General features: G+C 60.7%; 20 protein-coding genes. 13 read left to right on the top strand and 7 right to left on the bottom strand.

Annotation, left to right across the window (positions count from 1 at the left end):
- Positions 1-82: 82 nt before the first annotated feature.
- Positions 83-1060, bottom strand: a complete 978-nt coding sequence (locus tag OOJ09_RS02910; RefSeq protein ID WP_379106630.1) for a sugar ABC transporter substrate-binding protein — start codon at positions 1058-1060, stop codon at positions 83-85.
- Between the two features lie 268 nt (positions 1061-1328).
- Here OOJ09_RS02910 and OOJ09_RS02905 point away from each other — a divergent pair, with 268 nt between their 5' ends.
- The 4 genes from OOJ09_RS02905 (at position 1329) to OOJ09_RS02890 (ending at position 5323) form a co-directional block, all read left to right on the top strand.
- Positions 1329-2555: an ROK family transcriptional regulator gene (locus tag OOJ09_RS02905; protein ID WP_269903739.1), complete on the top strand. Its 1227-nt coding sequence runs from the start codon at positions 1329-1331 to the stop codon at positions 2553-2555.
- Positions 2556-3002 carry an RbsD/FucU family protein gene (locus tag OOJ09_RS02900; RefSeq protein ID WP_269903738.1) on the top strand — a complete coding sequence of 149 codons (447 nt, stop codon included), beginning with the start codon at positions 2556-2558 and terminating at the stop codon, positions 3000-3002. It abuts the gene before it with no gap.
- On the top strand, positions 2999-3922 hold the full coding sequence (locus OOJ09_RS02895; RefSeq protein ID WP_269903737.1) for a carbohydrate kinase family protein: 924 nt from the start codon (positions 2999-3001) through the stop codon (positions 3920-3922). Before OOJ09_RS02900 ends, OOJ09_RS02895 begins: the two co-directional genes overlap by 4 nt.
- 258 nt (positions 3923-4180) lie before the next feature.
- A complete protein-coding gene (locus OOJ09_RS02890) occupies positions 4181-5323 on the top strand; it encodes a DegT/DnrJ/EryC1/StrS family aminotransferase (protein ID WP_269903736.1) in 1143 nt (380 codons plus the stop codon).
- Between the two features lie 14 nt (positions 5324-5337).
- On the opposite strand, the gene cysQ is transcribed toward OOJ09_RS02890, so the two are convergent.
- The 3 genes from cysQ to cysD are packed head-to-tail and all read right to left on the bottom strand — an operon-like array spanning position 5338 to position 8985.
- Positions 5338-6129, bottom strand: coding sequence for a 3'(2'),5'-bisphosphate nucleotidase CysQ (gene cysQ / locus OOJ09_RS02885; protein ID WP_269904056.1), 792 nt, complete (start codon positions 6127-6129; stop codon positions 5338-5340).
- Positions 6130-6139: 10 nt separating this feature from the next.
- Positions 6140-8077: a sulfate adenylyltransferase subunit CysN gene (gene cysN / locus OOJ09_RS02880; protein ID WP_269903735.1), complete on the bottom strand. Its 1938-nt coding sequence runs from the start codon at positions 8075-8077 to the stop codon at positions 6140-6142.
- 2 nt (positions 8078-8079) lie between these two features.
- The gene (cysD, locus tag OOJ09_RS02875) at positions 8080-8985 is read right to left on the bottom strand and encodes a sulfate adenylyltransferase subunit CysD (RefSeq protein ID WP_269903734.1); all 906 of its coding nucleotides are present in this window, start codon (positions 8983-8985) and stop codon (positions 8080-8082) included.
- Positions 8986-9474: 489 nt separating this feature from the next.
- Here cysD and OOJ09_RS02870 point away from each other — a divergent pair, with 489 nt between their 5' ends.
- Entirely contained in the window at positions 9475-10773 is a 1299-nt protein-coding gene (locus OOJ09_RS02870; RefSeq protein WP_269903733.1) for an O-antigen ligase family protein, read from the top strand.
- Positions 10774-10790: 17 nt separating this feature from the next.
- The gene (locus OOJ09_RS02865) at positions 10791-11738 is read left to right on the top strand and encodes an NAD-dependent epimerase/dehydratase family protein (RefSeq protein ID WP_269903732.1); all 948 of its coding nucleotides are present in this window, start codon (positions 10791-10793) and stop codon (positions 11736-11738) included.
- A 56-nt stretch (positions 11739-11794) separates the two neighbouring features.
- On the opposite strand, the gene OOJ09_RS02860 is transcribed toward OOJ09_RS02865, so the two are convergent.
- The 3 genes from OOJ09_RS02860 to OOJ09_RS02850 form a co-directional block, all read right to left on the bottom strand.
- The gene (locus OOJ09_RS02860) at positions 11795-12334 is read right to left on the bottom strand and encodes a sugar transferase (RefSeq protein WP_269904055.1); all 540 of its coding nucleotides are present in this window, start codon (positions 12332-12334) and stop codon (positions 11795-11797) included.
- A 120-nt stretch (positions 12335-12454) separates the two neighbouring features.
- A complete protein-coding gene (locus OOJ09_RS02855) occupies positions 12455-13387 on the bottom strand; it encodes a glycosyltransferase family 2 protein (protein WP_269903731.1) in 933 nt (310 codons plus the stop codon).
- A 78-nt stretch (positions 13388-13465) separates the two neighbouring features.
- Complete coding sequence (locus tag OOJ09_RS02850) at positions 13466-15454, bottom strand: nucleoside-diphosphate sugar epimerase/dehydratase (RefSeq protein ID WP_269903730.1); 1989 nt, start codon at positions 15452-15454, stop codon at positions 13466-13468.
- Between the two features lie 313 nt (positions 15455-15767).
- Here OOJ09_RS02850 and OOJ09_RS02845 point away from each other — a divergent pair, with 313 nt between their 5' ends.
- The 7 genes from OOJ09_RS02845 to OOJ09_RS02815 are packed head-to-tail and all read left to right on the top strand — an operon-like array spanning position 15768 to position 22749.
- Positions 15768-16655 carry an ABC transporter permease gene (locus OOJ09_RS02845; protein ID WP_269903729.1) on the top strand — a complete coding sequence of 296 codons (888 nt, stop codon included), beginning with the start codon at positions 15768-15770 and terminating at the stop codon, positions 16653-16655.
- On the top strand, positions 16618-17403 hold the full coding sequence (locus tag OOJ09_RS02840) for an ABC transporter ATP-binding protein (RefSeq protein WP_269903728.1): 786 nt from the start codon (positions 16618-16620) through the stop codon (positions 17401-17403). Before OOJ09_RS02845 ends, OOJ09_RS02840 begins: the two co-directional genes overlap by 38 nt.
- Before the next feature lie 35 nt (positions 17404-17438).
- Positions 17439-18569: a DegT/DnrJ/EryC1/StrS family aminotransferase gene (locus tag OOJ09_RS02835; protein WP_269903727.1), complete on the top strand. Its 1131-nt coding sequence runs from the start codon at positions 17439-17441 to the stop codon at positions 18567-18569.
- Positions 18554-19504: a glycosyltransferase family 2 protein gene (locus OOJ09_RS02830; RefSeq protein WP_269903726.1), complete on the top strand. Its 951-nt coding sequence runs from the start codon at positions 18554-18556 to the stop codon at positions 19502-19504. Before OOJ09_RS02835 ends, OOJ09_RS02830 begins: the two co-directional genes overlap by 16 nt.
- Complete coding sequence (locus OOJ09_RS02825) at positions 19501-20451, top strand: WxcM-like domain-containing protein (RefSeq protein WP_269903725.1); 951 nt, start codon at positions 19501-19503, stop codon at positions 20449-20451. The genes OOJ09_RS02830 and OOJ09_RS02825 overlap by 4 nt, the downstream gene beginning before the upstream one ends.
- Positions 20441-20821 carry a hypothetical protein gene (locus tag OOJ09_RS02820; protein ID WP_269903724.1) on the top strand — a complete coding sequence of 127 codons (381 nt, stop codon included), beginning with the start codon at positions 20441-20443 and terminating at the stop codon, positions 20819-20821. The genes OOJ09_RS02825 and OOJ09_RS02820 overlap by 11 nt, the downstream gene beginning before the upstream one ends.
- The gene (locus tag OOJ09_RS02815) at positions 20818-22749 is read left to right on the top strand and encodes a hypothetical protein (RefSeq protein WP_269903723.1); all 1932 of its coding nucleotides are present in this window, start codon (positions 20818-20820) and stop codon (positions 22747-22749) included. The genes OOJ09_RS02820 and OOJ09_RS02815 overlap by 4 nt, the downstream gene beginning before the upstream one ends.
- Positions 22750-22785 lie beyond the last annotated feature (36 nt).

Genomic DNA, 22785 nt, shown 5'->3' with positions numbered 1-22785 from the left:
TACGCGACCCATCGTCCACCCGAAGCGGCCGGGGATCAAGCCCCGACCGCTCAGGTTCCGTGGATTGCCGGTCAGACCGGCATCAGCCCCAGCACTTGGCGAGGCCTTCCTTGGTGTCGATGGACTTCACACCAGTGGCCGGCTTGTCGGTCACCAGGTTGACGCCGGTATCGAAGAAATTCTTGCCTTCGGTCGGCTTTGGCTTCGTTCCGTCCTTGGCGAAAGCAGCGATCGCCTCGATGCCGAGGGCCGCCATCTGCAGCGGGTATTGCTGCGACGTCGCGCCGATCACGCCTTCCGTAACCGACTTCACGCCGGGGCAACCGCCGTCGACCGAGACGATCAGCACCTGCTTTTCAAGGCCGACGGCCTTGAGCGCCTGGTAGGCACCGACAGCGGCCGGCTCGTTGATGGTGTGGATGACGTTGATGGTGTTGTCCTTCTGCAGAAGGTTCTCCATCGCCTTGCGGCCGCCTTCCTCGTTGCCGTTGGTGACGTCGTGGCCGACGATGCGCGGGTCGGTCTCGTCGCCGATCTTGTTGGGGTCCTTCACATCGATGCCGTAGCCCATCATGAAGCCCTGGTCGCGCAGCACGTCCACGGTCGGCTGCGACGGGGTCAGGTCGAGGAAGCCGATCTTGGCGTCCTTGGCCTTGTCGCCGAGCGTGGCGGCGGCCCAGGCGCCGATCAGCTTGCCGGCCTCGAGATTGTCGGTGGCGAAGGTGGCGTCGGCCGCGTCGATCGGATCGAGCGGCGTGTCGAGCGCAATCACCAGCAGGCCGGCGTCACGCGCCTTCTTCACCGTAGGCACGATGCCCTTGGTGTCGGATGCGGTGATCAGGATACCCTTGGCGCCGTCGGCGATGCAGCTTTCGATCGCTGCCACCTGGCTCTCGCTGTCGCCGTCGATCTTGCCGGCGTAGGTCTTGAGGTCGACGCCGAGTTCCTTGGCTTTCGCCGTGGCGCCTTCCTTCATCTTGACGAAGAAGGGGTTGGTGTCGGTCTTGGTGATCAGGCAGGCGCCAACACCGGCCGCGGACGCGGACGATGCAAACGCCATCAGACCCAGAGCAGCGGCGGCAAACACGGTCGATTTCAACAGTTTTGTATTGGTCACGATTTTCCTCCCAGTGGAACCACTCTGGACGCCGGCCAACCGGCATCCGCAGCGCATCCAACGAACTTCTCCCAGCGTGGACGCTGTCCCAACAGACACCAGACCGACGCCTCTGTCAATAATTAAATCACTCTTATTTATTATTGACAGGCTTGCTTCGTTCGCTCATTCTGGCCCAAAAGCATTGAGGGGAAACGACGGGAGGAACAGGGTGGAGACCGCCATTGCGAGGCACGGTTCGCCCGAAGCGAATGAGAGCCTCATTCACCGCGGCACCAACCAAAGCGGCATGCGCGACCACAACGAGCGGCTGGTGCTCTCGCTGGTGCGGCAGCACGGCAGCCTGGCGAAGTCCGATATCGCGCGCATGACCGGGCTTTCCGCGCAGACGGTTTCGGTCATCATGCGCGAGCTGGAGGAGGAAAGCCTTCTCGTTCGTCAGGCGCCGTTGCGCGGCAAGATCGGCCAACCCTCCATCCCCATGGCGCTCAATCCCGATGGCGCCTACTTCATCGGCCTGAAGATCGGCCGCCGCAGCGCCGAACTCGTGCTGATCGATTTCCTTGGCCATGTCCGTTCGATGCTGCAGCATTCGTACCGCTATCCGGCGCCACGCGAGACAGTGGAATTCGTCACCAACGGCATGCGGCAGATGCGCGGCGAGCTGACGCCAGCGCAGGACAAGCGCATCGCCGGCCTGGGGATCGCCATGCCGTTCGAATTGTGGAACTGGGCCGACACCGCCGGCGCCCCGCGCGACGTCATGGACGAATGGCGTCACCGCGACATTCGCGCCGACATCCAGGCGCAATGCGATTTTCCGGTCTACCTGCAGAACGATGCCACTTCGGCCTGCGGTGCCGAGCTCGTCTTTGGCCAGGCCGGCGCGGCGCGTGACTTCGTCTATTTCTATATCGGCGCCTTTGCCGGCGGCGGCATCGTGCTGAATGGCCGGCTGTTCGGCGGGCCAACCGGCAATGCCGGCGCCCTCGGCTCCATGCCCGTGCCCGGACCGGACGGAAAGCCGACACAGCTGATCGACGTGGCATCCATCGCCATGCTCGAAAAGGCGCTCAACGCGCGTGGCGTCGAGGCCTCGCATCTGTGGACGTCGCCGGAAGACTGGGGCGAGATCGGTCCCGAACTCGAGGCATGGATAGCCAGCGCTTCGCAGGCGCTTGCCTATGCCATCGTCGCGGCATCCTCGGTCATCGATTTCGAGGCGGCGGTGATCGACGGCTGGATGCCGAAAGCCGTGCGCCGCCGGCTGGTTGACGCCATCGTCGCCGCCATCGCCATGATCGACGCTGAAGGCTTGAAACTTCCCGCCGTTCGCGAGGGAACCGTCGGCATCCATGCCCGGGCGCTCGGCGGCGCCAGCCTGCCGCTTTCCGAACGTTTCCTGATCGGTTCGACGACGATTTCCAGGAGTGCCTGAATGCTGATCGGGATCCCGGCGCTGCTCGGTCCGGACCTTCTGGCGACACTGCGCGCCATGGGCCATGGCGATGAGATCGCCCTGGTCGATGGAAATTATCCGGCAGAACACCAGGCAACCCGGCTGGTGCGGGCCGACGGTCACCACCTCATCCCGGTGCTCGACGCGATATTGAGCATCCTGCCGGTGGACGACGCCGTGCCGGAAGCCCTGTTTCGCGCGTCGGTGAGAGGCGATCCCTCGCTCGCCGATCCTGTCCACCATGAGGTGGAGGCAATCTGCGCCAAACGCGCGCCGGGCCGCAAGGTGGTTGCGCTGGCCGGCGCCGACTTCTATGCACGGGTCAAATCGGCGTATGCCATCGTCGCGACAAGCGAGCCGCGACTCTACGCCAACATCATCATCCGCAAGGGCGTGATCTATCCGCCGGAGACCAGGAAACCATGATCCTCTGCTGCGGCGAAGCCTTGATCGACATGCTGCCGCGTACAACGACAGAGGGTGAGCCGGCCTTTGCCCCCTATGTCGGCGGCGCGGTCTTCAACACCGCGATAGCGCTTGGCCGGCTGGGCGCGCCGGCAGGTTTCTTTTCGGGCCTGTCGTCGGATCTGTTCGGCGGCCAGTTGCGGGATGCGCTTGGGGCCAGCAAGGTCAGCTCCACCTATGCGCACACCTCGCCTAGGCCAACCACGCTCGCCTTCGTGCGGCTGAACAATGGCCAGGCGACCTACACATTCTACGACGAGAACACGGCCGGACGCATGCTGACCATCGACGATTTGCCGGAACTCGGTGACGAGATCGAAGCCATGCTGTTCGGCGCCATCAGCCTGATCTCCGAGCCCGCCGGTGGTGCCTATGAGGAGTTCATGCGGCGCGAGCATGGCCGGCGCGTCATGATGCTCGACCCCAACATCCGGCCTAACTTCATCCCCGACAAGGCAAAGCACCTCAGGCGCATCCGCGCCATGATGGCCATGGCCGACATCGTGAAACTGTCGGACGAGGACCTGCACTGGTTCGGCGAAGCCGGCTCGCACGAGGACGTTGTCCGCAACTGGCTCGACCGCGGCCCGAAGCTGATCGTCGTCACCCATGGCAGCGAAGGCGCCGTCGGCTACACCAGGGATCACGCCGTCACGGTGATGCCGGAAAAGGTCAAGGTGGTCGATACGGTCGGCGCCGGCGACACGTTCAATGCCGGTATCCTCGCCTCCTTGCATGAGCAGGGCCTGCTGACGAAGGCGGCGACCGCCAGCCTGTCGGAAGATGCCATTCAAACGGCGCTGGCGCTTGGCGCCAAGGCGGCGGCGGTGACCGTGTCGCGGGCCGGTGCCAATCCCCCCTGGCGGCACGAGATCGCCTGAGCAGACCGCAGCGGGCTCAAGATAGATTGAGCTTGTCGATCACTTTATGTTTCGCAGGGCCTGTTCCAGGGACTATAAAGGTGAGATCGCGCCCGGCGAATCCCGGATTTCCGGCATCTCGCGAAGACACGCTGGAAAATAGCGGTAACAGACTGCGACACTTGCGCAATTCGCGGCTTTGCCGGTCCGGCTTTCTCGACAGGCGCAACTCTGGTACCAGCGGGCCACTATCTCTGGCTAAACCGTTTTGAGGCCGACATGCAGTTCATCGATCTTGGCGCCCAGCGCGAACGAATCCGCGATCGGCTGAAGGCCGCGATAGATCGCGTCGTCGAAGAGGGCCGTTATATCCTCGGACCGCAGGTCGCCGAATTCGAAAACAAGCTGGCCGCCTATATCGGCACCAAGCATGTCGTGGCCTGCGCCAACGGCACAGATGCGCTTTTGTTGCCTCTGTTTGCGGCCGGCGTCGGTCCGGGCGACGCCGTGTTCGTGCCGAGCTTCACTTTCGCCGCCACCGCCGAAGTGGTGGCATTGGCCAAGGCAGAACCGGTTTTTGTCGACGTCGATCCGGCGACCTACAATATCGACATTGGCAGCCTCGAGGCTGCCATCGCCATGATCAAGAAGGAAGGCCGGCTGAAGCCAAAGGCGATCATTCCGGTCGACCTGTTCGGCCTCGCCGCCGACTACGACGCGATCATGGCGATCGCCAATCGAGAGAATCTGATGGTGATCGAGGATGCCGCCCAGTCGATGGGCGGTTCGCTCGATGGCAAGATGTGCGGTTCGTTCGGCGCCGTCGGCTCAACCAGCTTCTACCCGGCAAAACCGCTTGGCTGCTACGGCGATGGCGGCGCGATGTTCACCAATGACGATGCACTGGCCGAGCAACTGCGTTCCTTCGCCTTCCACGGCAAGGGCGAGACGCAATATGACAATGTCCGCGTCGGCATCAATTCCCGGCTCGACACGCTGCAGGCGGCGATCCTGATCGAGAAGCTGGCCATTCTCGAAGACGAGATGGTTGCCCGCCAGTTGGTGGCAAACCGCTACGCCGAGGGGCTTGGCGATATCGTCACCGCCGCCCGTAACCTCGGCGGCAGCCGTTCGGCGTGGGCGCAGTACGCGATCGAAACGCCCAAGCGCGACGGGCTGAAGGCGCATCTCGGCGAGAAGGGCATTCCGTCGGTCATCTACTACGTCAAGCCACTGCATGCCCAAGTCGCCTATCGCGACTACCCACGTACGCCGACCGGTCTTGCCGTGTCGGAGGAACTGCCGAAGCGGATCCTCTGCCTGCCGATGCATGCTTATCTCAGCGAAACCGACCAGGACCGCATCATCGAGACGATCCGCAACTACATCGGCTCGAATTCAGCGCAGGCCGCCGCCGAGTAACCAGTCGACCGGTGTCAGACGGGGCTGGTCCCTGCCCTGCCGCTGGCGATGAAATGCGGATTGGCGAAGTCCTCGTCATCGCTTTGCCTGCGCTTGCCATAGACCAGGGGCTGACCGTCCAGCGTGCGCGTCATGCCGCCGGCCGCGCGCAGCACGGCGTCGCCCGCCGCCGTGTCCCATTCCATGGTACGGCCGAAGCGCGGATAGACGTCCGCTTCGGCGCTGGCGAGAAGACAGAATTTCAAGGACGAACCGACCGAGACGATCTCGGCGGCACGGAGGTCGCGAATGTAGGCCTCGGTTTCCGGTGTGTTGTGCGAGCGGCTGGCAACGACGGCCAGCGGCGCTGCAGCCGTTCTCACCGAGATCGGCCGGCGGCCGACAATCTGGTAATCGCCATTGATTTCGAGCGATTCCGCCCTGCCCGGCCGGCCGGAAAAGAAACGGCCGGTGCAAGGCGCAAAGACGACGCCGACTTCCGGCACACCATGGCGAACCAGGGCTATGTTGACGGTGAAATCGGTGCGACGGTTGACAAATTCCTTGGTGCCGTCGAGCGGGTCGATCAGAAAGAAGGCCCCCTGCAGGTCAGGTGGCACGACACCGGCGGACGCTTCTTCCTCGGCCACGCACGGAATGTCGGGAAATGCGGTGCGCAGCCCGGCGAGAATGATCTTCTCGCTCTCGCGGTCCGCCTCGGTCACCGGCGAGGAATCGGATTTACGGTCGACCGCACAGCCCTCGTGGAATACGCGCATCACCTCGCGTCCGGCCGCCAGAGCCAGCCGCTCGAAGATTTCGAGCATCAGCCCGTCGTCAGATGCCGCCGCCGCTGTCGTATTGGTCTTCGGCAATGTCGCGCTCGTTCAGCCAGTGTTCCAGGGTATCTACCATCTCTTCGGCCGATTTGCCGAGCGTCTTCAGATGGATTTCCGGTTTTTCCGGCGCCTCGTAAGGGGAATCCACACCGGTGAAATTCTTGATCTCGCCGTTCAGCGCACGCGCGTAGAGGCCCTTCGGGTCACGCCTGGCGCATTCCTCGAAGGGCGTATCGACAAACACCTCGACGAATTCGCCGTCGGCCATCAACTCGCGCGCCATGCGCCGCTCGGCGCTGAACGGCGAAATGAACGAAACAATGACGATCAGCCCAGCATCAGCCATCAAGCGCGCAACCTCGGCGACGCGGCGAATGTTCTCGACGCGATCGGCGTCGGTGAAACCAAGATCGCGATTAAGACCGTGACGGACATTGTCGCCGTCGAGGATATAGGTATGGCGGCCGGTGGCGAACAGCTTCTTTTCGAACAGGTTGGCGATGGTCGACTTGCCGGAGCCCGACAGTCCGGTGAACCAGAACACGGCAGGCCGCTGGTTCTTCATGTCGGCACGCACGCGCTTGCCGACATCGAGCGACTGCCAGTGGATATTTTCGGCCCGGCGCAGCGAGTGCAGGATCATGCCGGCACCGACCGTGGCGTTGCTGATGCGGTCAATCAGGATGAAGGCGCCGGTCGTGCGGTTTTCAGCAAACGGGTCGAAGGCGATCGGCGTCCGCGTCGAGATGTTGCAGATGCCGACTTCGTTCATTTCGAGCGACTTGGCCGCCTCATGGGCAAAGTCGTTGACGTTGATCCGGTATTTCAGATCGGTGACGGTAGCGCTGGCCTGGTCGGTCTCGGTGCGCAGGATGTAGGAACGGCCGGGCAGCAGCGCATGCTCATCGAACCAGACGATGTTGGCGGCGAACTGGTCGGCAACCTGCGGCCGAGCGGCCGGCGAAACCAGCATGTTGCCGCGTGAAATCTCGACCTCGTCATCAAGGACGAGCGTGACGGCCTGGCCGGCCGCCGCCTGGGCGAGGTCGCCGCCATACGAGACGATCCGCTTGACGCGCGAGGATTTTCCGGACTTGGCGACAACAACCTCGTCGCCGGGCGCAACCGAGCCCGAGGCGATCGTGCCGGCAAAACCGCGGAAATCGAGATTGGGACGATTGACATACTGGACCGGGAAACGGAACGGCAGCTCGACCGCGGCTTCGTCGACCGACACGGTTTCGAGATGCTCGATCAGCGTCGGGCCGGAATACCATTCGGTCTTGTCCGATCGGCTGGTGACGTTGTCGCCATAGCGCGCCGACATCGGGATCGGCACGATGGTCTGGAAACCGAGATCGCGCGAAAACCGCCCGTAGTCTTCAACGATCCGGTCGAAGACCGCCTGGTCGAACCCGACAAGGTCGATCTTGTTGACGGCCAGCACGATGTGGCGGATGCCGAGCAGCGAGGCGATGATCGAATGGCGCCTGGTCTGGCGAAGCACCCCTTGCCGCGCGTCGATCAGCACGATCGCCAGGTCGGCGGTCGAGGCACCGGTCGCCATGTTGCGGGTGTATTGTTCATGGCCGGGCGTGTCGGCAACGATGAATTTGCGCTTCGGCGTGGCGAAGAAGCGGTAGGCGACGTCGATGGTGATGCCTTGCTCGCGCTCGGCCTCGAGGCCGTCGACCAGCAGCGCGAAATCGATGTCGTCGCCGGTGGTGCCATGCTTGCGCGAATCGCGTTCGAGCGCGGCGAGCTGGTCCTCGAAAATCTGCTTTGTGTCCGAAAGCAGGCGGCCGATCAGCGTCGACTTGCCGTCGTCGACGGAACCGCAGGTCAGGAAGCGCAGCAGCGACTTCTTCTCCTGTGTCGCCAGATAATCGCGCACGTCGTCGGTGGGGGCGAGGCTCTTTGCCATGATGTGGCGCATGGTCAGAAATACCCCTCGCGCTTCTTCTTTTCCATAGAGCCGGCTTCATCGCGGTCGATCAGGCGACCCTGCCGTTCCGAGGTGCGCGCGGTCAGCATTTCGCCAACGATGGCTCCCAGCGTGTCGGCATCCGATTCGATGGCGCCGGTCAGCGGATAGCAGCCCAGCGTGCGGAACCGCACCAGCCGGTTCTCCACAACTTCGCCGGGGCGCAGTTTCATGCGCTCGTCATCCCTGAGGATAAGCATGCCGTCGCGCTCCACCACCGGCCGTTCCTTGGCGAAATAGAGCGGCACGATCGGGATGTCTTCCTGCAGAATGTATTGCCAGATATCGAGTTCGGTCCAGTTCGACAGCGGAAACACCCGGATCGATTCCCCTGACGCGATGCGGGTGTTGAATATCTTCCACATTTCCGGCCGCTGGTTCTTCGGATCCCACACATGCTGGGCATTGCGAAAAGAGAAGATGCGCTCCTTGGCGCGCGACTTCTCCTCATCGCGACGGGCACCGCCAAAGGCGGCGTCAAAACCGTATTTGTCGAGTGCCTGGCGTAGAGCCACGGTCTTCATCACATGGGTATGTGTGTTCGAACCGTGATCGAACGGATTGATGTTGTCGCGCACGCCATCTTCGTTGACGTGAACCAGGAGATCGAAGCCGAGTTTCTGCGCCATCTGATCGCGAAAGGCGATCATTTCGCGGAACTTCCAGGTGGTGTCGACATGGAGGAATGGAAAGGGTGGCTTGGCGGGATAAAACGCTTTCATCGCCAGATGCATCAGCACGGAGGAATCCTTGCCGACCGAGTAGAGCATGACCGGCTTGGCGAAGGCGGCCGCAACCTCGCGGAATATATGGATGGACTCGGCTTCAAGCCGTTGCAGATGCGTAAGCGCTGTTGTCATGGACTGTGAGCGTTCTCTCGTGCCTTCCGACAGAAGGACTTGCGTGAAATCATCGAGCTTTTTGCGCCCGGTTCAAGCTCGCTTCTGGATAAACAAGTTTCGAGCGGGCCTTCTAGCAGATCGCCGCCGCCCAGAACAATGCAAGACGAGCCCGGCGCCAGTCCGTTCGAGAATGAATTTTCCACACTTGTGCCAAAACCCGGAAATTTCTGCTCGCGCCGTCAATTGCCGAGAAAAGGCGGGAAAAATATTGCTTGAGCGACCGCGGCGGCGGCCTCCCAGGGCCTTCTCCAATCGCCCGGCGCCAGTTGCCGATTTCCGGTGGCAATCGGCCCCGACGCACTATCGAAAGGGCAGTCCAGCCGCTATACCAGCCTCTGAAAGCGGGCAAGATGCATCATACGGCACGGGCAATTCGAGGCGAGCACATTTGATTTCGCTCAACAAGATCTGCCGTATGTAGTTTCCAGAGACCAGTGAGCCAGAAAATTGAGCCGGCTTTCTTCCATAAGGCAGCAATTCACGCCTTCGCGCGTCAATATCTATTTCTCCATTCTTTGCTTCTTTTTCCCACCGGTTCTGGGATCGGTGGTCAGCTTTGTGTTCAATGGCGGCGGCCTGTGGTCGGTCCTGTTGATTGCCTCCAGGAAAAGACGCTTCAACGCCGACCGACCCATGATCGCGCTGACGGTCGCGATCTACGCCTACTGCGCGGCCAATCTCGTGGCTTCCATCGTCAACAACTCGTTCGTCGCGGATGCGCCACACCTTGTCCCGCTCATCACCTTCCTGTTTTTCCCGATCTCCTATTCGACCTGGAGCATCACGCCGAAGGCCACGCTCGTCCGCATCATCGTGCTCAGCAGCATGACCGCCTGTTTTGTCGCGCTGCTGCTGGCGATCTTCCAGCAATATTGGCTGGGGATCAGAGCCGAGGGCGGGGCCGGCAATGCGATCGTCTTCGCGGAGGTCCTCTGCCTTGCCGTGATGATGTGCGTGACCGGCGCCCTGTCGGGTATCGAGAGACGCAGGATCGCCCTCATCTGCGCCGCGCTTGGGGGGGCGGTCGCCATCGTCTACTCCGGTACGCGCATTGTCTGGCTGGCGCTGCTGATTTCCGGCATCGCCGTCCTGCTGATCAACCAGCACAGGCTGAGAGGGCGGAATGTCGTTCGACTGCTGCTGCTGCTGGTGGCGGTCGGCATGGTGATCGCTGCTTTCGGCTTCCAGACGATAGCCGGGCGCCTCGACTTTCTGCGCTCCGACTGGGATGCGCTCGGGGCGCACGGCAACTACGATACCTCGTTGGGAATACGTGTTGCCCTTTGGGAGATCGGCCTGAAGGCGTTCCGCGAGATGCCAGTGTTCGGACATGGGGCCGGTGCGACCCAGCTCTTGATAAAGCAAGGCTTCCAGGACCAGTTCGCGATGTCGCTAGGCTTCAATCATTTCCACAACGGCTTCCTGACCGCCCTGGTGCAGGCTGGCATCCTGGGCGCCGCGACGCTGGCGGCGATCTTTGTCATTGCCGCCAGAAATGCCGCCCTGGTCTTGCGAAACAGCACCGATCCGATCGAGCGCTTCGGCGCTACCATGATAATCGTCGTGGTGATCACCTATCTCACCGCCGGAATGACGGGCATCCTGGTCGGCCACGACATTCTGGATTCGGTGCTGATGGTCTTCCTGGTGAGCGGGACATATCTCGCCTCCGGACACCAGGTTTTATTGGTGGAAGCTCTTCCACCAATAACGGAAGACCAAGCTCTTCCATCAGCCAATCAATAGATGTTCCGGGCAAGGCAATGAAAGTCCTGGTCACAGGCGCGACGGGTTTCATCGGGCGCCTTGTCGTGCGCCACCTTCGCGAAGCAGGAGCCGAGCTTCGCCTTGCCTCCCGCCGTCCGGAGAAACTGGGGCCGGGAAACGACACTGTGCCTATGCCCAATTTCGATGCGCCGGCAGCGGCTTTCCTGGCACTCACCAGGGATATGACCCATGTCGTCCATTGCGCGGGCCTGAACAATGACCGGGGCAACGCCACCGAAGCCGATTATCGGGCGGCCAATGTGGAATTGAGCGCGCGGCTGGCGCATGCCGCGGCCGCACAGGTGAGCGGACGCTTCATTCAGCTCTCCTCGATCCGGGCCGTGATCGGCGCTCGCGTCAGCGCAACGATCGACGAAAACACGCTCCCTGCCCCGCAATGCGTCTATGGACGCTCAAAACGTGAAGGCGAGATCAGGGTTCTCAGCGCCTATGCATTGCAAGGCCGTTCCGATGCCGCGGTGCTGCGCCTGCCTCCTGTCTATGGTAGCGGCATGAAGGGAAACCTGGCGACATTGATGCGCCTGGCCGACACGGGCTTGCCGCTGCCGACAGGCGCCTTGACGGGAATCCGCTCGCTCATGTCGTCCGAGGCCGCGGCGCGAGCCGTGTCGCACCTGCTGGCCCATTCAGCGCCGCTTCGCCCGGTCTATGTCGGCGCCGATGTGCCGCCGGTCGCGGTCGCAGCCATCATCGGCGCCTTTCGCAGCGGTCTTGGACGGCCTCCGCGCCTGATCGCAGTACCGGCCGGCCTGATGCGACCGGCTGCGGCCGTGCTTGGCAGGCGGGCGTTCTGGGACAGCATGACCGCGACACAGATATGCGATCCTTCCCTGCTGGTGTCGGAGGGCTGGCTGCCAGAAACCGGCACGCTGGAGCGGCTGGCCGAAATAGCGCGCCTCGGCAAATCTCGACTTCTTGCCTGACGATGATCTTTGACGTTTCCAAAACCAACTTCGACTTTTTTGGGATCATGGTCCGCTCAACCTCGATAGAGCGTTCCAAACAGGATCCGAAGGTCGAGCCAGAATGACGCGCACTTGAGATAGGCGGCATCGGTTTCGGCCAGAAGCACCGGGCTCGACATGTCGATGCCCCTGATCTGGGCCAAGCCGGTTATGCCCGGAAGTGCCGACAGAACCCCCAGCCGCCTGCGATATTCGATCACCTCCGTCTGGGTCGGCAGACAGGGGCGAGGCCCGACCAGGCTCATCTCGCCTCTCAGAACGTTCCAGAACTGCGGCAGTTCATCAAGCTTGAACTTCCGCAAGACCTCGCCAACCGCCGTCACGGCGCTCACGGGCGTCTCATGCGAGGGCAATGATGGCGTTCCAACGTACATTGTCCTCAACTTGTGACAGCGAAACAGCGTGCCGTCGCGACCGACCCGTGTCTGGGAAAAAATCGCCGGGCCGGGAGATGATGCCCGAACCGCAAGGACGGCGAGCAGAAAAACAGGAGATGTGACCAGCAACAGCAGCGCCGCACCGACAAGGTCGAAGATTTGCTTGGCTGTCTTCATGAACGGCCGATAGCGCTCCCTGCCAAAGCCATGAGGCAACGCCACGGACGGAGCCCCTCGATCCGGTCGACGTAGCATGAGGTTATCTGTTGACCAAGCGCGCCAGGCATCATTCGTTGCTCAGATACGACCCAGGATGAATGCGAGATAGAGCCCCAGGGTGCCGGCAAAAGTCTGTCGATAGACACCGCTTTTGCGCAAGCCAGCCAAGCGGTGGAAAAGACCGCCCTGCCGTCCGCTGGTGAACAAGTCGAGGCACGCCGCCGCCTCCGGTGTAAGGAGGTCGCGATTGACGGCAAGGCCGTCGAGATTGAGATCGGTCCAGCCGGCAAACTCGCCCCTGAACAGGCGGCCAAGGCGGGAAACCCTTGCCTGCCACGACACGTTGGCGCCAACCAGGTTTGCGGGATGCTGCCTGTAACGCACCAGCGGCCGTGGATCGTAGCGGACGATGCCGCCGGCGGCGGTCACGATGAGATAGGCCCACCAATCATGGCTGACGAACCCGGTGCGCGCGCAGGCCGTGGCCAGCAGGCCGCGTGCGGCGGCGTTCAACAGGATGGTGTTGCCGCCGGCGATGCTTTGCACGAGCGCGTTGCGAAAGGATGGCGGCCGGCGAAACAGCGGCGAATGGCCGACAAGGCTTCCGGCCTCGGTCATGGTTGCTGTCCGCGAGCAGAACATCAGCGGGGTTCTTGCATCGAGCCCCTGCATCCAGCGGACGGCGGTTTCCAGCCTGTCGGGCTCCCAGATATCGTCCTGGTCGCAGAAAGCATAGCAGTCCGCCTCGATGCGCCGATCCAGGATCATCGAGCGGAAATTGGCGGCGAAGCCTTGCCGCGGACCTTCCAGCAAGGTCATTCGCCCCTTGGACCAGCAGGGCCTCCAGGCCTCGATGATGGCGGTCGTGCCATCGACGGAGCCATCGTCTGAAATCCACAGGTCGATGAGAGGGTGCGACTGCGCGAGCAGGGATCGCAGTTGCTCGTCAATGAAGGCGGCGCCGTCTTTCGTGCCCATCAGGACTGCGATGCGCGGATCTTCTTTGCTCACCAGCTTCAAATACCCTGCAAATGCCCAGGAATGGCGGGGCCTGTCCAAACCACGGTCAAGATCATTCTCTGAATTGGCCTAGGTCGCCCGCCCGGCCGTTTTCGGGATCACGTCCGGAGGTGCGCTCCCCCTTGCCCTCTTGGCGCGGTCAAGGCCGGCCAGCACGGCGAGCGAGGAAGCCTTGTCCTGGCTCTTCATCGCTTGCTGCAGTTCCGTGAGCGCGGCCTGGACATCCGACCATTCCACGACATCGGTGCTCAGGCCGAAAATCTTCGAAATGCCGAGCTCGACCAGTTCCTCATCTTCGCCATGCAGCGTTTCGTGGAGTTTTTCGCCCGGCCTTATGCCGGTGAACCGGATTGGAATGTCCGTGTATGGATTCTGTCCGGACATGCGGATCATCGTTTCGGCCACTTCAAGGATTGGCACGGGCTTGCCCATATCGAGCATATAGACGGCATAGTCGTCGCCGCCCTGCCGCGATGCGGCGTCGGCCGCCGACATGATGACGAGATCGACGGCTTCGGCCACCGTCATGAAATAGCGTGTCATGCGCCGGTCCGTGATGGTGACGGGGCCTCCGGCCTCGATCTGCGCCTGGAATATGGTCGCCACCGAACCATTGCTGCCGAAGACGTTGCCGAAGCGGACGGCTATGAACTTGGTGGCGGACCGACGCCCGCCCGGCTCGCTCGCGGGTGCCCCATGCAAGGCGCTGACGATCTGTTCGGCGGCCCGTTTTGTCATGCCGAGCACCGATGTCGGATCCACCGCCTTGTCGCTCGACACCATGACGAACTGCGGAACACCGCATTTGGCGGCGACCTCGGCGCAGACGAGCGTGCCGAAAACATTGGTCTGGATGGCCGAATCCCAGTTTTCCTCGAGCAAGGGAACATGCTTGAGCGCGGCGGCATGAAAGATGATGTCGGGCCTGAATTCCGTGACGACACGCGTTATCTGGCGCCGGTCGGCGACATCGACGATGCGGACCTTGAGGCGCTCGTGGTGCTTCTCGTCAATGTACTGGCTCAACTGGAAGATGCCGAATTCGGAGTTGTCGGCGACCAGCACCGCCTCGGCTCCCAGCTCCAGCGACCGCTTGACCAGCGTTCGGCCGATGGACCCGGCGCCTCCCGTCACCAGAACGCGTTTGCGGCCGACGAAGGCGCCGATACGCTCGATATCGGACGGGACCGTCGGGCGGCGCAGGATGGTTTCCATCTCGACGGCGTCGAGAACCAGCTTTCCCTGCTGTTCCAGCTGCGAAAGACCGGAGAACTGCACCACCGTTATATCGCCGTGCCGGGCGACGCGGACGAGCTCCGTATACTCCTCGATCTCATGCTCGGCACCGCTTCCGAAAATCAGCAGATCCAGACTTTTGGTGCCGGTTGCGTAGTCCTCCAGGACATCGACCAGACGTGGCCGGGTCGCCACCACGGGAACGCCTTGAATACGCGTTCCCAAGGGGGCGCCGCGTTCGGTGGCCATGATGCCGGCGATGGAATAATCGGCGGGCTGCGCCGTGCGCGTGAAGCGAATGATCAGGTCGGCTTCGCCGAGCCGGCCGACGAACAATGCCCGCTTGGTCCAAGAGTTGTCGCTCTTGCGACTCAGGATGCCCCAGCTCGCGCCGTCACGAAGGAAGCGGTAGAACAGCCGCGGCCCCGATATGATGGTGAAGGAGACGAGGAAGAAAACAATGAACTGTCGTTCGTTGAGGCCGGCGACCGGCTGGACGAAACGAACCACCAGCGAAGCCGCGTAAAGAGTGAGCGTCAGAATCGCGCAGCTCTTCAGGATGTTGAAAAAATCGGGCGTCGAGGCAAAGCGCCAGACCGTGGTGTAGAGACCACTGTACCTGAACAGCAAATGGCTGATGACAACGATGCTCGCCCAAGTGGCCAAACCCTCGTAGGAGAGCGCACCGAACGAAAGATCCGACCGCGAAAGGCTGAGGCTGAGTGCCACCGCGACCAGGACCATGACCACGTCCTGGACCATGATGAAGGCGCGCCGCATCTCCGGCCTGAGTCCGAATACAGCTTCCAGGGAAGTATTCATTAGGTAGTGCTAAACTCCAGGCTCGCGGACATGGACACCACAAAGTGCGAGCACGAAGATCATTCGTGGCCGATCACTCTTTCAAAGTGCCATCCCCGGCCCCCGCCGTGTTGTATCGCATACTGCGCGCTCGAAGTCATAGCCAGATGTTTTTTCGGTAGAGCGCGTGAACAAGAGTAAAATTTACGCCCTGTTGCCGGATGGTTGTTGCCGAGCCCCTGGCCAGCCTTGCGATTTGCACACTGCCGCAACGTCAGCGTGTATCCGCGGTTGACTCTGCTCTCGACCTCGTTACGACGCAATGCGTTGCCATATGCTCGTCGAAATGGCTATTAGAGAGGGGCTTGGTGGTTCGCTATGGCCAGCGAAGAATAATGCGCCGGAACAACAGATTGCGATACCCCAAACGATGATTGCGGCACTAAACGGCGCTTTTGACGACATCTCCAGGGCTATAAGGCTGCACAGGGTCTGGATTGCGCTGGCCCATGAGGACATCGGCGACCAGCATAGGCGCACGACTCTCGGACCGCTTTGGCTGTTGGTCAACTACGTTGCGTTCGTGGGCACATTCGTCTTCGTGTTCCAGCCCGCGGGCAAGGATGCTGCGGGTTATGCTGCCTATGTCGCGATCGGCCTTCTGGTATGGTTCTACCTGATGGAGGTCATGTCCCTGAGCGTGTCGCTCTTCCAGCGCGAAGAAAGCTTCATCGAAGGTACGACGCTGCCTTTGTTTGTGTATGTGCTGCGGCTGGCATTGCAGTCTGCCATCCGGGCGGGTTATGCGATCGCTGGTTGCCTTGTCATTTTGCTCTTGAGCGGTCCCCCTGTCGCTTCGCCGTGGCTGTGGTCAGTTGCAGGATTGCTGCTTATTCTGCTGGTCACGCCCGCGATGATTACCGTGTTCGCGTTTCTCGGAGCTTTCTTCCCCGACAGCCAGTTTATTGTCGGTAATTTGCTGCGGGTCGGCATGTTCTTCACGCCCGTCTTCTGGGTGTACAAGGGACAGGAAGGCATACAGAGATACGCGTATCATTGGAATCCATTCACGTATTTCCTCGAGATCGTCCGTTTGCCCATATTGAACGGAGAATTGCCAGCTCACGCTTTTGGTGTAACGATCATCATGTCTTTGGCGATATGGATGATTGCATTGCTGCTGCTTGGCCGGTACCGCAAGCAAGTCATTTTCATCATCTGAGTTTTCGATGGTTTCTATCAAACTCCACAACGTTAGCCTTGTTTACAAGCTGCACGAGAAGCTGACGCTTTCCGCGCCGGACCGGCGCGTCGGCGGGCCCGGCGGCAGAATTGAAGGCTCGGGCAGAAAGCAGTTCGTCCAGGCGCTCGATGGGATCAGCTTCGAGTTGAAGGCCGGCGACCGGCTGGGCCTGGTTGGCCCGAACGGAGCCGGCAAGACCACCCTTCTCAAGGTGCTCTACGGGATCTACGAACCATCCGGCGGAAGCGTCGCCATCGAAGGCAAGGTCGACGCCCTTTTCAATATCAACATAGGCTTTCGCCGCGAGGCCACCGGGCGCAGGAACATCGTGTTGCGTGGGTTGATCAGCGGATGGACGGAAGCCGAGATCGAAGAGAAGATGGAGGATATCATCGCCTTCAGCGAGCTCGGGGACTTTATCGACCTGCCGTTCAAGGCCTACAGCCAGGGTATGGCGGCGCGATTGGCCTTTTCGGCGGCAACCGCGCTTGATCCTGAGATTCTGTTGATGGACGAGTGGATCGGCGCCGGCGACGCCTCATTTCAGGACAAGGCCAAAAGGCGCATGGACGAACTCGCGGAAAAGGCCGGCATCATCGTGCTGGCCAGCCACAGTGAGGCCCTCATACAAAGCGTATGCACGAAAAGAATGACGCTCAGGAGCGGTCGGATCGAATCGTTCACAACAGAGCCGACAAAGCGCGCTGGAAAGCCAGCCAAGCTCTAATCCTTTTCGCGGGCATCGGGTAACGAGACTGACGCATGACGAAACAAGACTCCGTTCCGATGAATGATCTGAAGCGCCTGTATCAGCGCTATCAGGTTGAAATCGAGCGTGAAGTGGCGAGCACGCTGCGGTCCGGTTGGTGGCTCAACGGCGCGGCGGGCAAACGATTTGCGGCAAATTTTTCCAAGTATATAGGTGTTTCGGAATGCGTCCTTGTCGCCAACGGCACCGATGCACTTGAATTTGCCTTGGCCGCGGTTGTCAGGCGCAACGGCTCGCGCGGGCGCGAAGTCATCATCGCGGCCAATGCAGGGGGCTATGCTAGCTGCGCCTGCTGGCACAACGACCTCATTCCGCACTATGTCGACATCGAACAGGCCAGCCAGCTCATGGACGTTCAGTCCGCGTTGAAGGCCGCCAACGCAGACACCGCTGCGATCGTCGTCACCCACCTTTATGGCGGCGTCGTCGATGTCCGAGCCGTGAGGGCCGGACTTGCCGAGGCTGGCCTCTCGCACATTCCAATCGTGGAGGACTGCGCACAGGCGCACGGGGCAAGGATCGCAAACGAGGTTGCGGGTTCGCTGGGAGATATCTCCACTTTCAGTTTCTATCCAACCAAGAATCTCGGGGCCATGGGTGACGGCGGTGCTGTTCTCACCCCTGACGCGCCAGTTGCCGCGCACATACGGCAGTTGCAGCAATATGGCTGGACTTCAAAATATCATGTCGGCGTGCCCAACGGCCGCAACTCTCGCATGGATGAGGTTCAAGCCGCGATACTGGACGTTTTGCTGGGCGATGTGGATATCCGCAACGGGCAGCGGCGTGCCATCCTCAGCCAGTATAAGTCGGTAGCCGGGCGTCGATTGCAATTCCTAGAGGGGGGAGATGGCGCTGTGGCGCATCTCGCCGTCGCGCTTTGCGACGACCGGGATGCATTCCGAGCGTTTATGAAAGAGCGCGGCGTCGACACCGACATTCACTATCCCGTGCTGGATTGCGACCAGATCGGCTGGGCGGATCTGCCGATGAAGGGTACGGAAAATCTCGCCGTTTCAAGAGCCAGCGTCAGCCGTCTGTGTTCCGTTCCCTGCTATCCCGACATGACGAGTGACGAGATAGGGCAAGTGTGCCTGGCCCTCCGCGAATGGGAGGCAATGTGACAACACGTTCGATCGTTTTCCCGATCTATCGAAATCAGGCGAACATCCCTTCCCTTCTGCAGGCGGTCGCCAATTTCCATTCCAGATATCGAGGTGACATCGAGTTCGTCTTCGTTGTCGACGGATCGCCGGACGAATCCGGCCCTCTGCTGGTCAAGGAATTGAAGGGCTCGGGCTATGACTACAAGATCATCTTCCATAGCCGGAACTTTGGCTCGTTCACCGCCATTCGAACCGGGCTCGAACATGCCTCGGGTGACCAGGTTGCCGCCATGGCCGCCGACCTGCAGGAACCACCGGAACTGATCGTCGAATTCTTTTCGAAACTGGAAAAGGACGAAGCAGACGTGGTGTTTGGGCAGCGCGCCGGGCGTAGCGATCCACCCCTGACCAAATTTCTGTCCAAGGCTTTCTGGGCCGCCTACCGCAGGCTCGTCCTGCCAAGCATGCCGAGTGGCGGCGTGGATATTTTCGCCTGCAATCGCCAGGTGCTGGAAGCGATCCTGTCGATCGAGGAGCCGAACAGCTCGCTTGTGGTGCAACTGTTCTGGGTCGGCTTCAGGCGTGAATTCGTACCTTACCGCCGTCGCGAACGAGAGCACGGAACAAGCGCCTGGGGCATGGCGCGGCGGTTCCGATACATGATGGACAGCATATTTTCGTTCTCTGATTTTCCGATCATGCTCGCACTCTGGCTAGGTTTTGCAGGCTGTGTGCTAAGCCTTCTGTTTGCAATCGTTACCGTGATCGCGCGGCTGCTGGGCAATATCGACCCCGCTGGTTACACGACGCTGGTGCTGCTGATCACCGGTTTCGGATCGGCCAGTCTCCTGGTTCAGGGCATTCTTGGCTGCTATCTCTGGCGCGCCGTTGAAAACACCAAGTCGCGCCCTCTCAGGATCATCAGCCGCGTCGTTGACGGAACAGCCAAATGACCGACAAGCCATTTTTCGTGCATGAACGCGGCATCTGCGAAAGCCCTCAAATCGGCAGCGGGACACGCATCTGGGCGTTCGCCCACGTCCTCCCCGGCGCCGTGATCGGCTCGAACTGCAATATCTGCGATCATGTCTTCATCGAGAACGATGTGGTCGTCGGCAATGATGTGACCATCAAGAGCGGCGTGCAGCTATGGGATGGCGTACGCTTGGGCAACAGCGTGTTTGTCGGTCCGAACGCGACCTTCACCAACGATCGCTTCCCGCGCTCCAAGGAATATCCCGAAGCGTTCCTGCTGACGACGGTCGAGGACGGGGCGTCGATCGGTGCCAACGCGACAATCCTGCCGGGCGTTATCATTGGCCGCCATGCGATGATAGGCGCCGGCGCCGTGGTGACCAAGAACGTGCCTGCCAATGCTGTTGTGGTCGGAAATCCCGCCATCATCATCGGCTACCAGACCGGCCCGCGGATCGTGCCAGCCGTCACGCAGACCTTTCCCGGCACGGTCGGCGAGAAAATGTCGCTTGCGGTCGGCGGCAGCGAACTCTGGCGGCTGCCGCATTTTGGCGACCTGCGCGGCGAACTCGCACCGCTGGAGTTCGGTTTGAACCTGCCGTTCAAGCCGGCGCGGTCTTTCCTGGTCTATGGCGTGCCGTCCGACAAGGTCAGGGGTGAGCACGCGCATCGCGAGTGCCACCAATTCCTTGTCGCTGCTCACGGCTCTCTCTCGGTCGTCGTGGACGATGGCCATGGCAGGAAAGAGGTTTCCTTGACCGAACCGTCGATCGGGCTCTACATACCGCCCGGCATCTGGGGGATTCAGTACAAGTTTCAGCCCGACACGGTGCTCCTGGTCATGGCCTCGCATCCCTACGATGCCGACGACTACATCAGGGACTATGCGGATTTCTTGGATACGGTCAAACCGGATGACCGCTGACCGCATGGGCTCAGACGCACTCCGCTTTCTTGTGGCGGGCGCATTGAACACCGCGCTGACGAGCGTCGTCTACTTCGCCGGCCTTCTTTTACTCCCGTCAGCAGCTTCCTATGCGATCGCCTGGCTGCTAGGCCTCGCGTTCGTGATGGTGTTCTATCCGGGTCGGGTGTTTCCTGGCGGGCGTACTCACCTAGCGGATCGACTGACGGTCGGCGGTTCGGTCGCCGCCGTGTTTGTTGCCGGGTTGGCAACTCTTCATTTTCTCGAACAACTGCTGCAAAGCCGAACGGTGGCGTTCTTTTCAACGCTCGCCTTCACGACAATTCTCAACTTCCTGGTTTCTCGATGGATACTGCGCAGACAACGATGAAACGTTCTATCGGGCCTCAAACGGCGGACCTCATGCTGGGAGTAGCCCCCCATACCATGCGCCCACCTCACCACACGCCGAGACCGGCAGAGCGCATTATTATCGCCCTTTTCATCGCCATCCCAATTGCCTGCCTCGTTTGGATGGCAGTTCAGTGGGTTAACTATGGAATAGACCTTCCGTATTTTGATGACTGGCGCGCCTATTTTGATGGAACGTCAGGATCTTTTAGTCTTAAATATCTTTTTACACCGGCAAATGACACTCTATACGCCGTTGGTAAACTTCTTGAGTCTCTTACTTTTATCATTTTCAAAGGAAATTCCGTCGTAGATCAACTTATTTCTATGACAACCACCCTCGGTTTACTCCTTTTATTGCAATGGCTCCTCCTCAAGTCCGCTCTCGACGATAGCCTGCTTACAGCTTGCGCCTTTGCGTTCACTTTGCTCATGCTCCAGTCGGATAGCTATTGGGGCCGACAAAACATAGCTTATCACCAAGCTGTACCGCTGATATTCATTCTTGGCGCAGTTTACATTCTGGTCGTAAGCCGCTGGCCGTGGCCCGTTCGCTCTTTCGTTTTGTTCGTGTTAGGCATTCTTTCGGGATTGACTTACACTTCCGGCGCTTTCTCCTTACTCGCATTGGCCGCCACACTCATTGTCTGCATCGCGATTAATCGGCGCGCATTTGGTGATTTGACTCCTGACGGAGTTGCGCTGTTTTGCGCGTCCGTCATTACCGTCATCGTGCAGGGGTACGTCCTCGTATTCGTCCAACATGGCCAAGTGCATTCAGGAACGCCCTGGTCCCTGCCGAACAGCCCCGAGTTCTGGTTTTACTTGTTCGGCAAGGTAGGCCGCAGTCTCATGCTGGCGGGTTCGCATCCGTTGCGATCTCTTTTGGTCGTCTTGCTTTGCATGGCCCTTGCCGTGACGGTCGCGATAGCCGGCCTGCGCAATGTCAAGACGGCGGAGACGCGGCATTCGGTTCCTGCCCGTTCCGGATTGATCAGCCTCCTCTTGTTCGCCTCGGTATTTTTCTACCTTCTAATGGTCGCCGCCGGTCGAAGCGATTTGCGCCCCGCCAACATATCCACCCCTTTGCAACTCTTCGCCTTTGGCTTCGCGCGCTTTCACTTCTTTTGGGCGACATTGATTTGGCCCTGGGTGTTTGCGGGCGCCATCGTTATGGCGACAATGCTGTGGCCGAGGAAGATGGATGCAATTCGCATCGTTGCGGTGGTGGCAACGAGTTGCGTCGTCGTGTTCACCATGGCGGCAGGAGTCTTTGCCCACGCTTCCTACTTTCGGCAGACATCTGATCTAACGCTTCGAAACGGCGCGTGTTTACATGCGAAGCTGCTCAACGGAGGGCCTATCGATTGTCCGACGCTTTATCCTCGCGACATGACGCTGGCGTACGCAAACGCGGTGAAAATGGGGGCGTCATTCATACGCTTCTTTCCGCCCGACCTGCTTGAGCGTGCTCCCGGCAACCCGACCTGGAACGTGCTGGGCAAGCCAATTGACGGCGTCACGGTGAGCAACGCGAAAGCCGAGACCCGCGCTGGCAATCAACTGAATCTGTCCGCCGGCAAGGATGTTCAGATGGCTTTTTCGGTCGGGCAAGCAGGTGACCTTCACCACTGCTTGGCAGTCCGCGTAGATAGCACCGTGGGTGTTGAAAACCCCACGACTGTCCAGCTCTTCTATGTTCCGTGGGGCGCTTCGACCTTCTCCGAAGCCAACAGCCGCACCCGGCAAATTGCTGCAGGCAATGGAAATGCGGTGCGGTTCCTCGTGATCGAACCACACGGCTTCAAGAATGAGTTTCGGCTTGACCCGGTTTCCGACAGCCAGCCCTCGGTTGTAAAGGAGCTCAATGTTTCATGCGTTCTCAGAGAGCCGGGCGCCGCGGGGTAGCCGATTTGATTTCCGCTTGGCGATGCAGATGCGCGT

The organism is Mesorhizobium qingshengii, assembly GCF_027563465.1.
GTDB lineage: Bacteria > Pseudomonadota > Alphaproteobacteria > Rhizobiales > Rhizobiaceae > Mesorhizobium > Mesorhizobium qingshengii_A.
The sequence above is the reverse complement of the archived record's forward strand: the minus strand, read 5'-3'. Positions and strand labels throughout refer to the sequence as shown.

Bases quoted from the DNA above. Each gene is read 5' to 3' on its own strand.
- OOJ09_RS02820 (WP_269903724.1), top strand. From the start codon at position 20,441: ATGACCGCTGACCGCATGGGCTCAGACGCACTCCGCTTTCTTGTGGCG.
- OOJ09_RS02910 (WP_379106630.1), bottom strand. From the start codon at position 1,060: ATGGCGTTTGCATCGTCCGCGTCCGCGGCCGGTGTTGGCGCCTGCCTG.
- OOJ09_RS02895 (WP_269903737.1), top strand. From the start codon at position 2,999: ATGATCCTCTGCTGCGGCGAAGCCTTGATCGACATGCTGCCGCGTACA.
- OOJ09_RS02830 (WP_269903726.1), top strand. From the start codon at position 18,554: ATGGGAGGCAATGTGACAACACGTTCGATCGTTTTCCCGATCTATCGA.
- cysN (WP_269903735.1), bottom strand. From the start codon at position 8,077: ATGCGCCACATCATGGCAAAGAGCCTCGCCCCCACCGACGACGTGCGC.
- cysD (WP_269903734.1), bottom strand. From the start codon at position 8,985: ATGACAACAGCGCTTACGCATCTGCAACGGCTTGAAGCCGAGTCCATC.
- OOJ09_RS02815 (WP_269903723.1), top strand. From the start codon at position 20,818: ATGAAACGTTCTATCGGGCCTCAAACGGCGGACCTCATGCTGGGAGTA.
- OOJ09_RS02860 (WP_269904055.1), bottom strand. From the start codon at position 12,334: ATGAAGACAGCCAAGCAAATCTTCGACCTTGTCGGTGCGGCGCTGCTG.
- OOJ09_RS02900 (WP_269903738.1), top strand. From the start codon at position 2,556: ATGCTGATCGGGATCCCGGCGCTGCTCGGTCCGGACCTTCTGGCGACA.
- OOJ09_RS02825 (WP_269903725.1), top strand. From the start codon at position 19,501: ATGACCGACAAGCCATTTTTCGTGCATGAACGCGGCATCTGCGAAAGC.
- OOJ09_RS02850 (WP_269903730.1), bottom strand. From the start codon at position 15,454: ATGAATACTTCCCTGGAAGCTGTATTCGGACTCAGGCCGGAGATGCGG.
- cysQ (WP_269904056.1), bottom strand. From the start codon at position 6,129: ATGCTCGAAATCTTCGAGCGGCTGGCTCTGGCGGCCGGACGCGAGGTG.
- OOJ09_RS02865 (WP_269903732.1), top strand. From the start codon at position 10,791: ATGAAAGTCCTGGTCACAGGCGCGACGGGTTTCATCGGGCGCCTTGTC.
- OOJ09_RS02845 (WP_269903729.1), top strand. From the start codon at position 15,768: ATGCTCGTCGAAATGGCTATTAGAGAGGGGCTTGGTGGTTCGCTATGG.
- OOJ09_RS02835 (WP_269903727.1), top strand. From the start codon at position 17,439: ATGACGAAACAAGACTCCGTTCCGATGAATGATCTGAAGCGCCTGTAT.
- OOJ09_RS02890 (WP_269903736.1), top strand. From the start codon at position 4,181: ATGCAGTTCATCGATCTTGGCGCCCAGCGCGAACGAATCCGCGATCGG.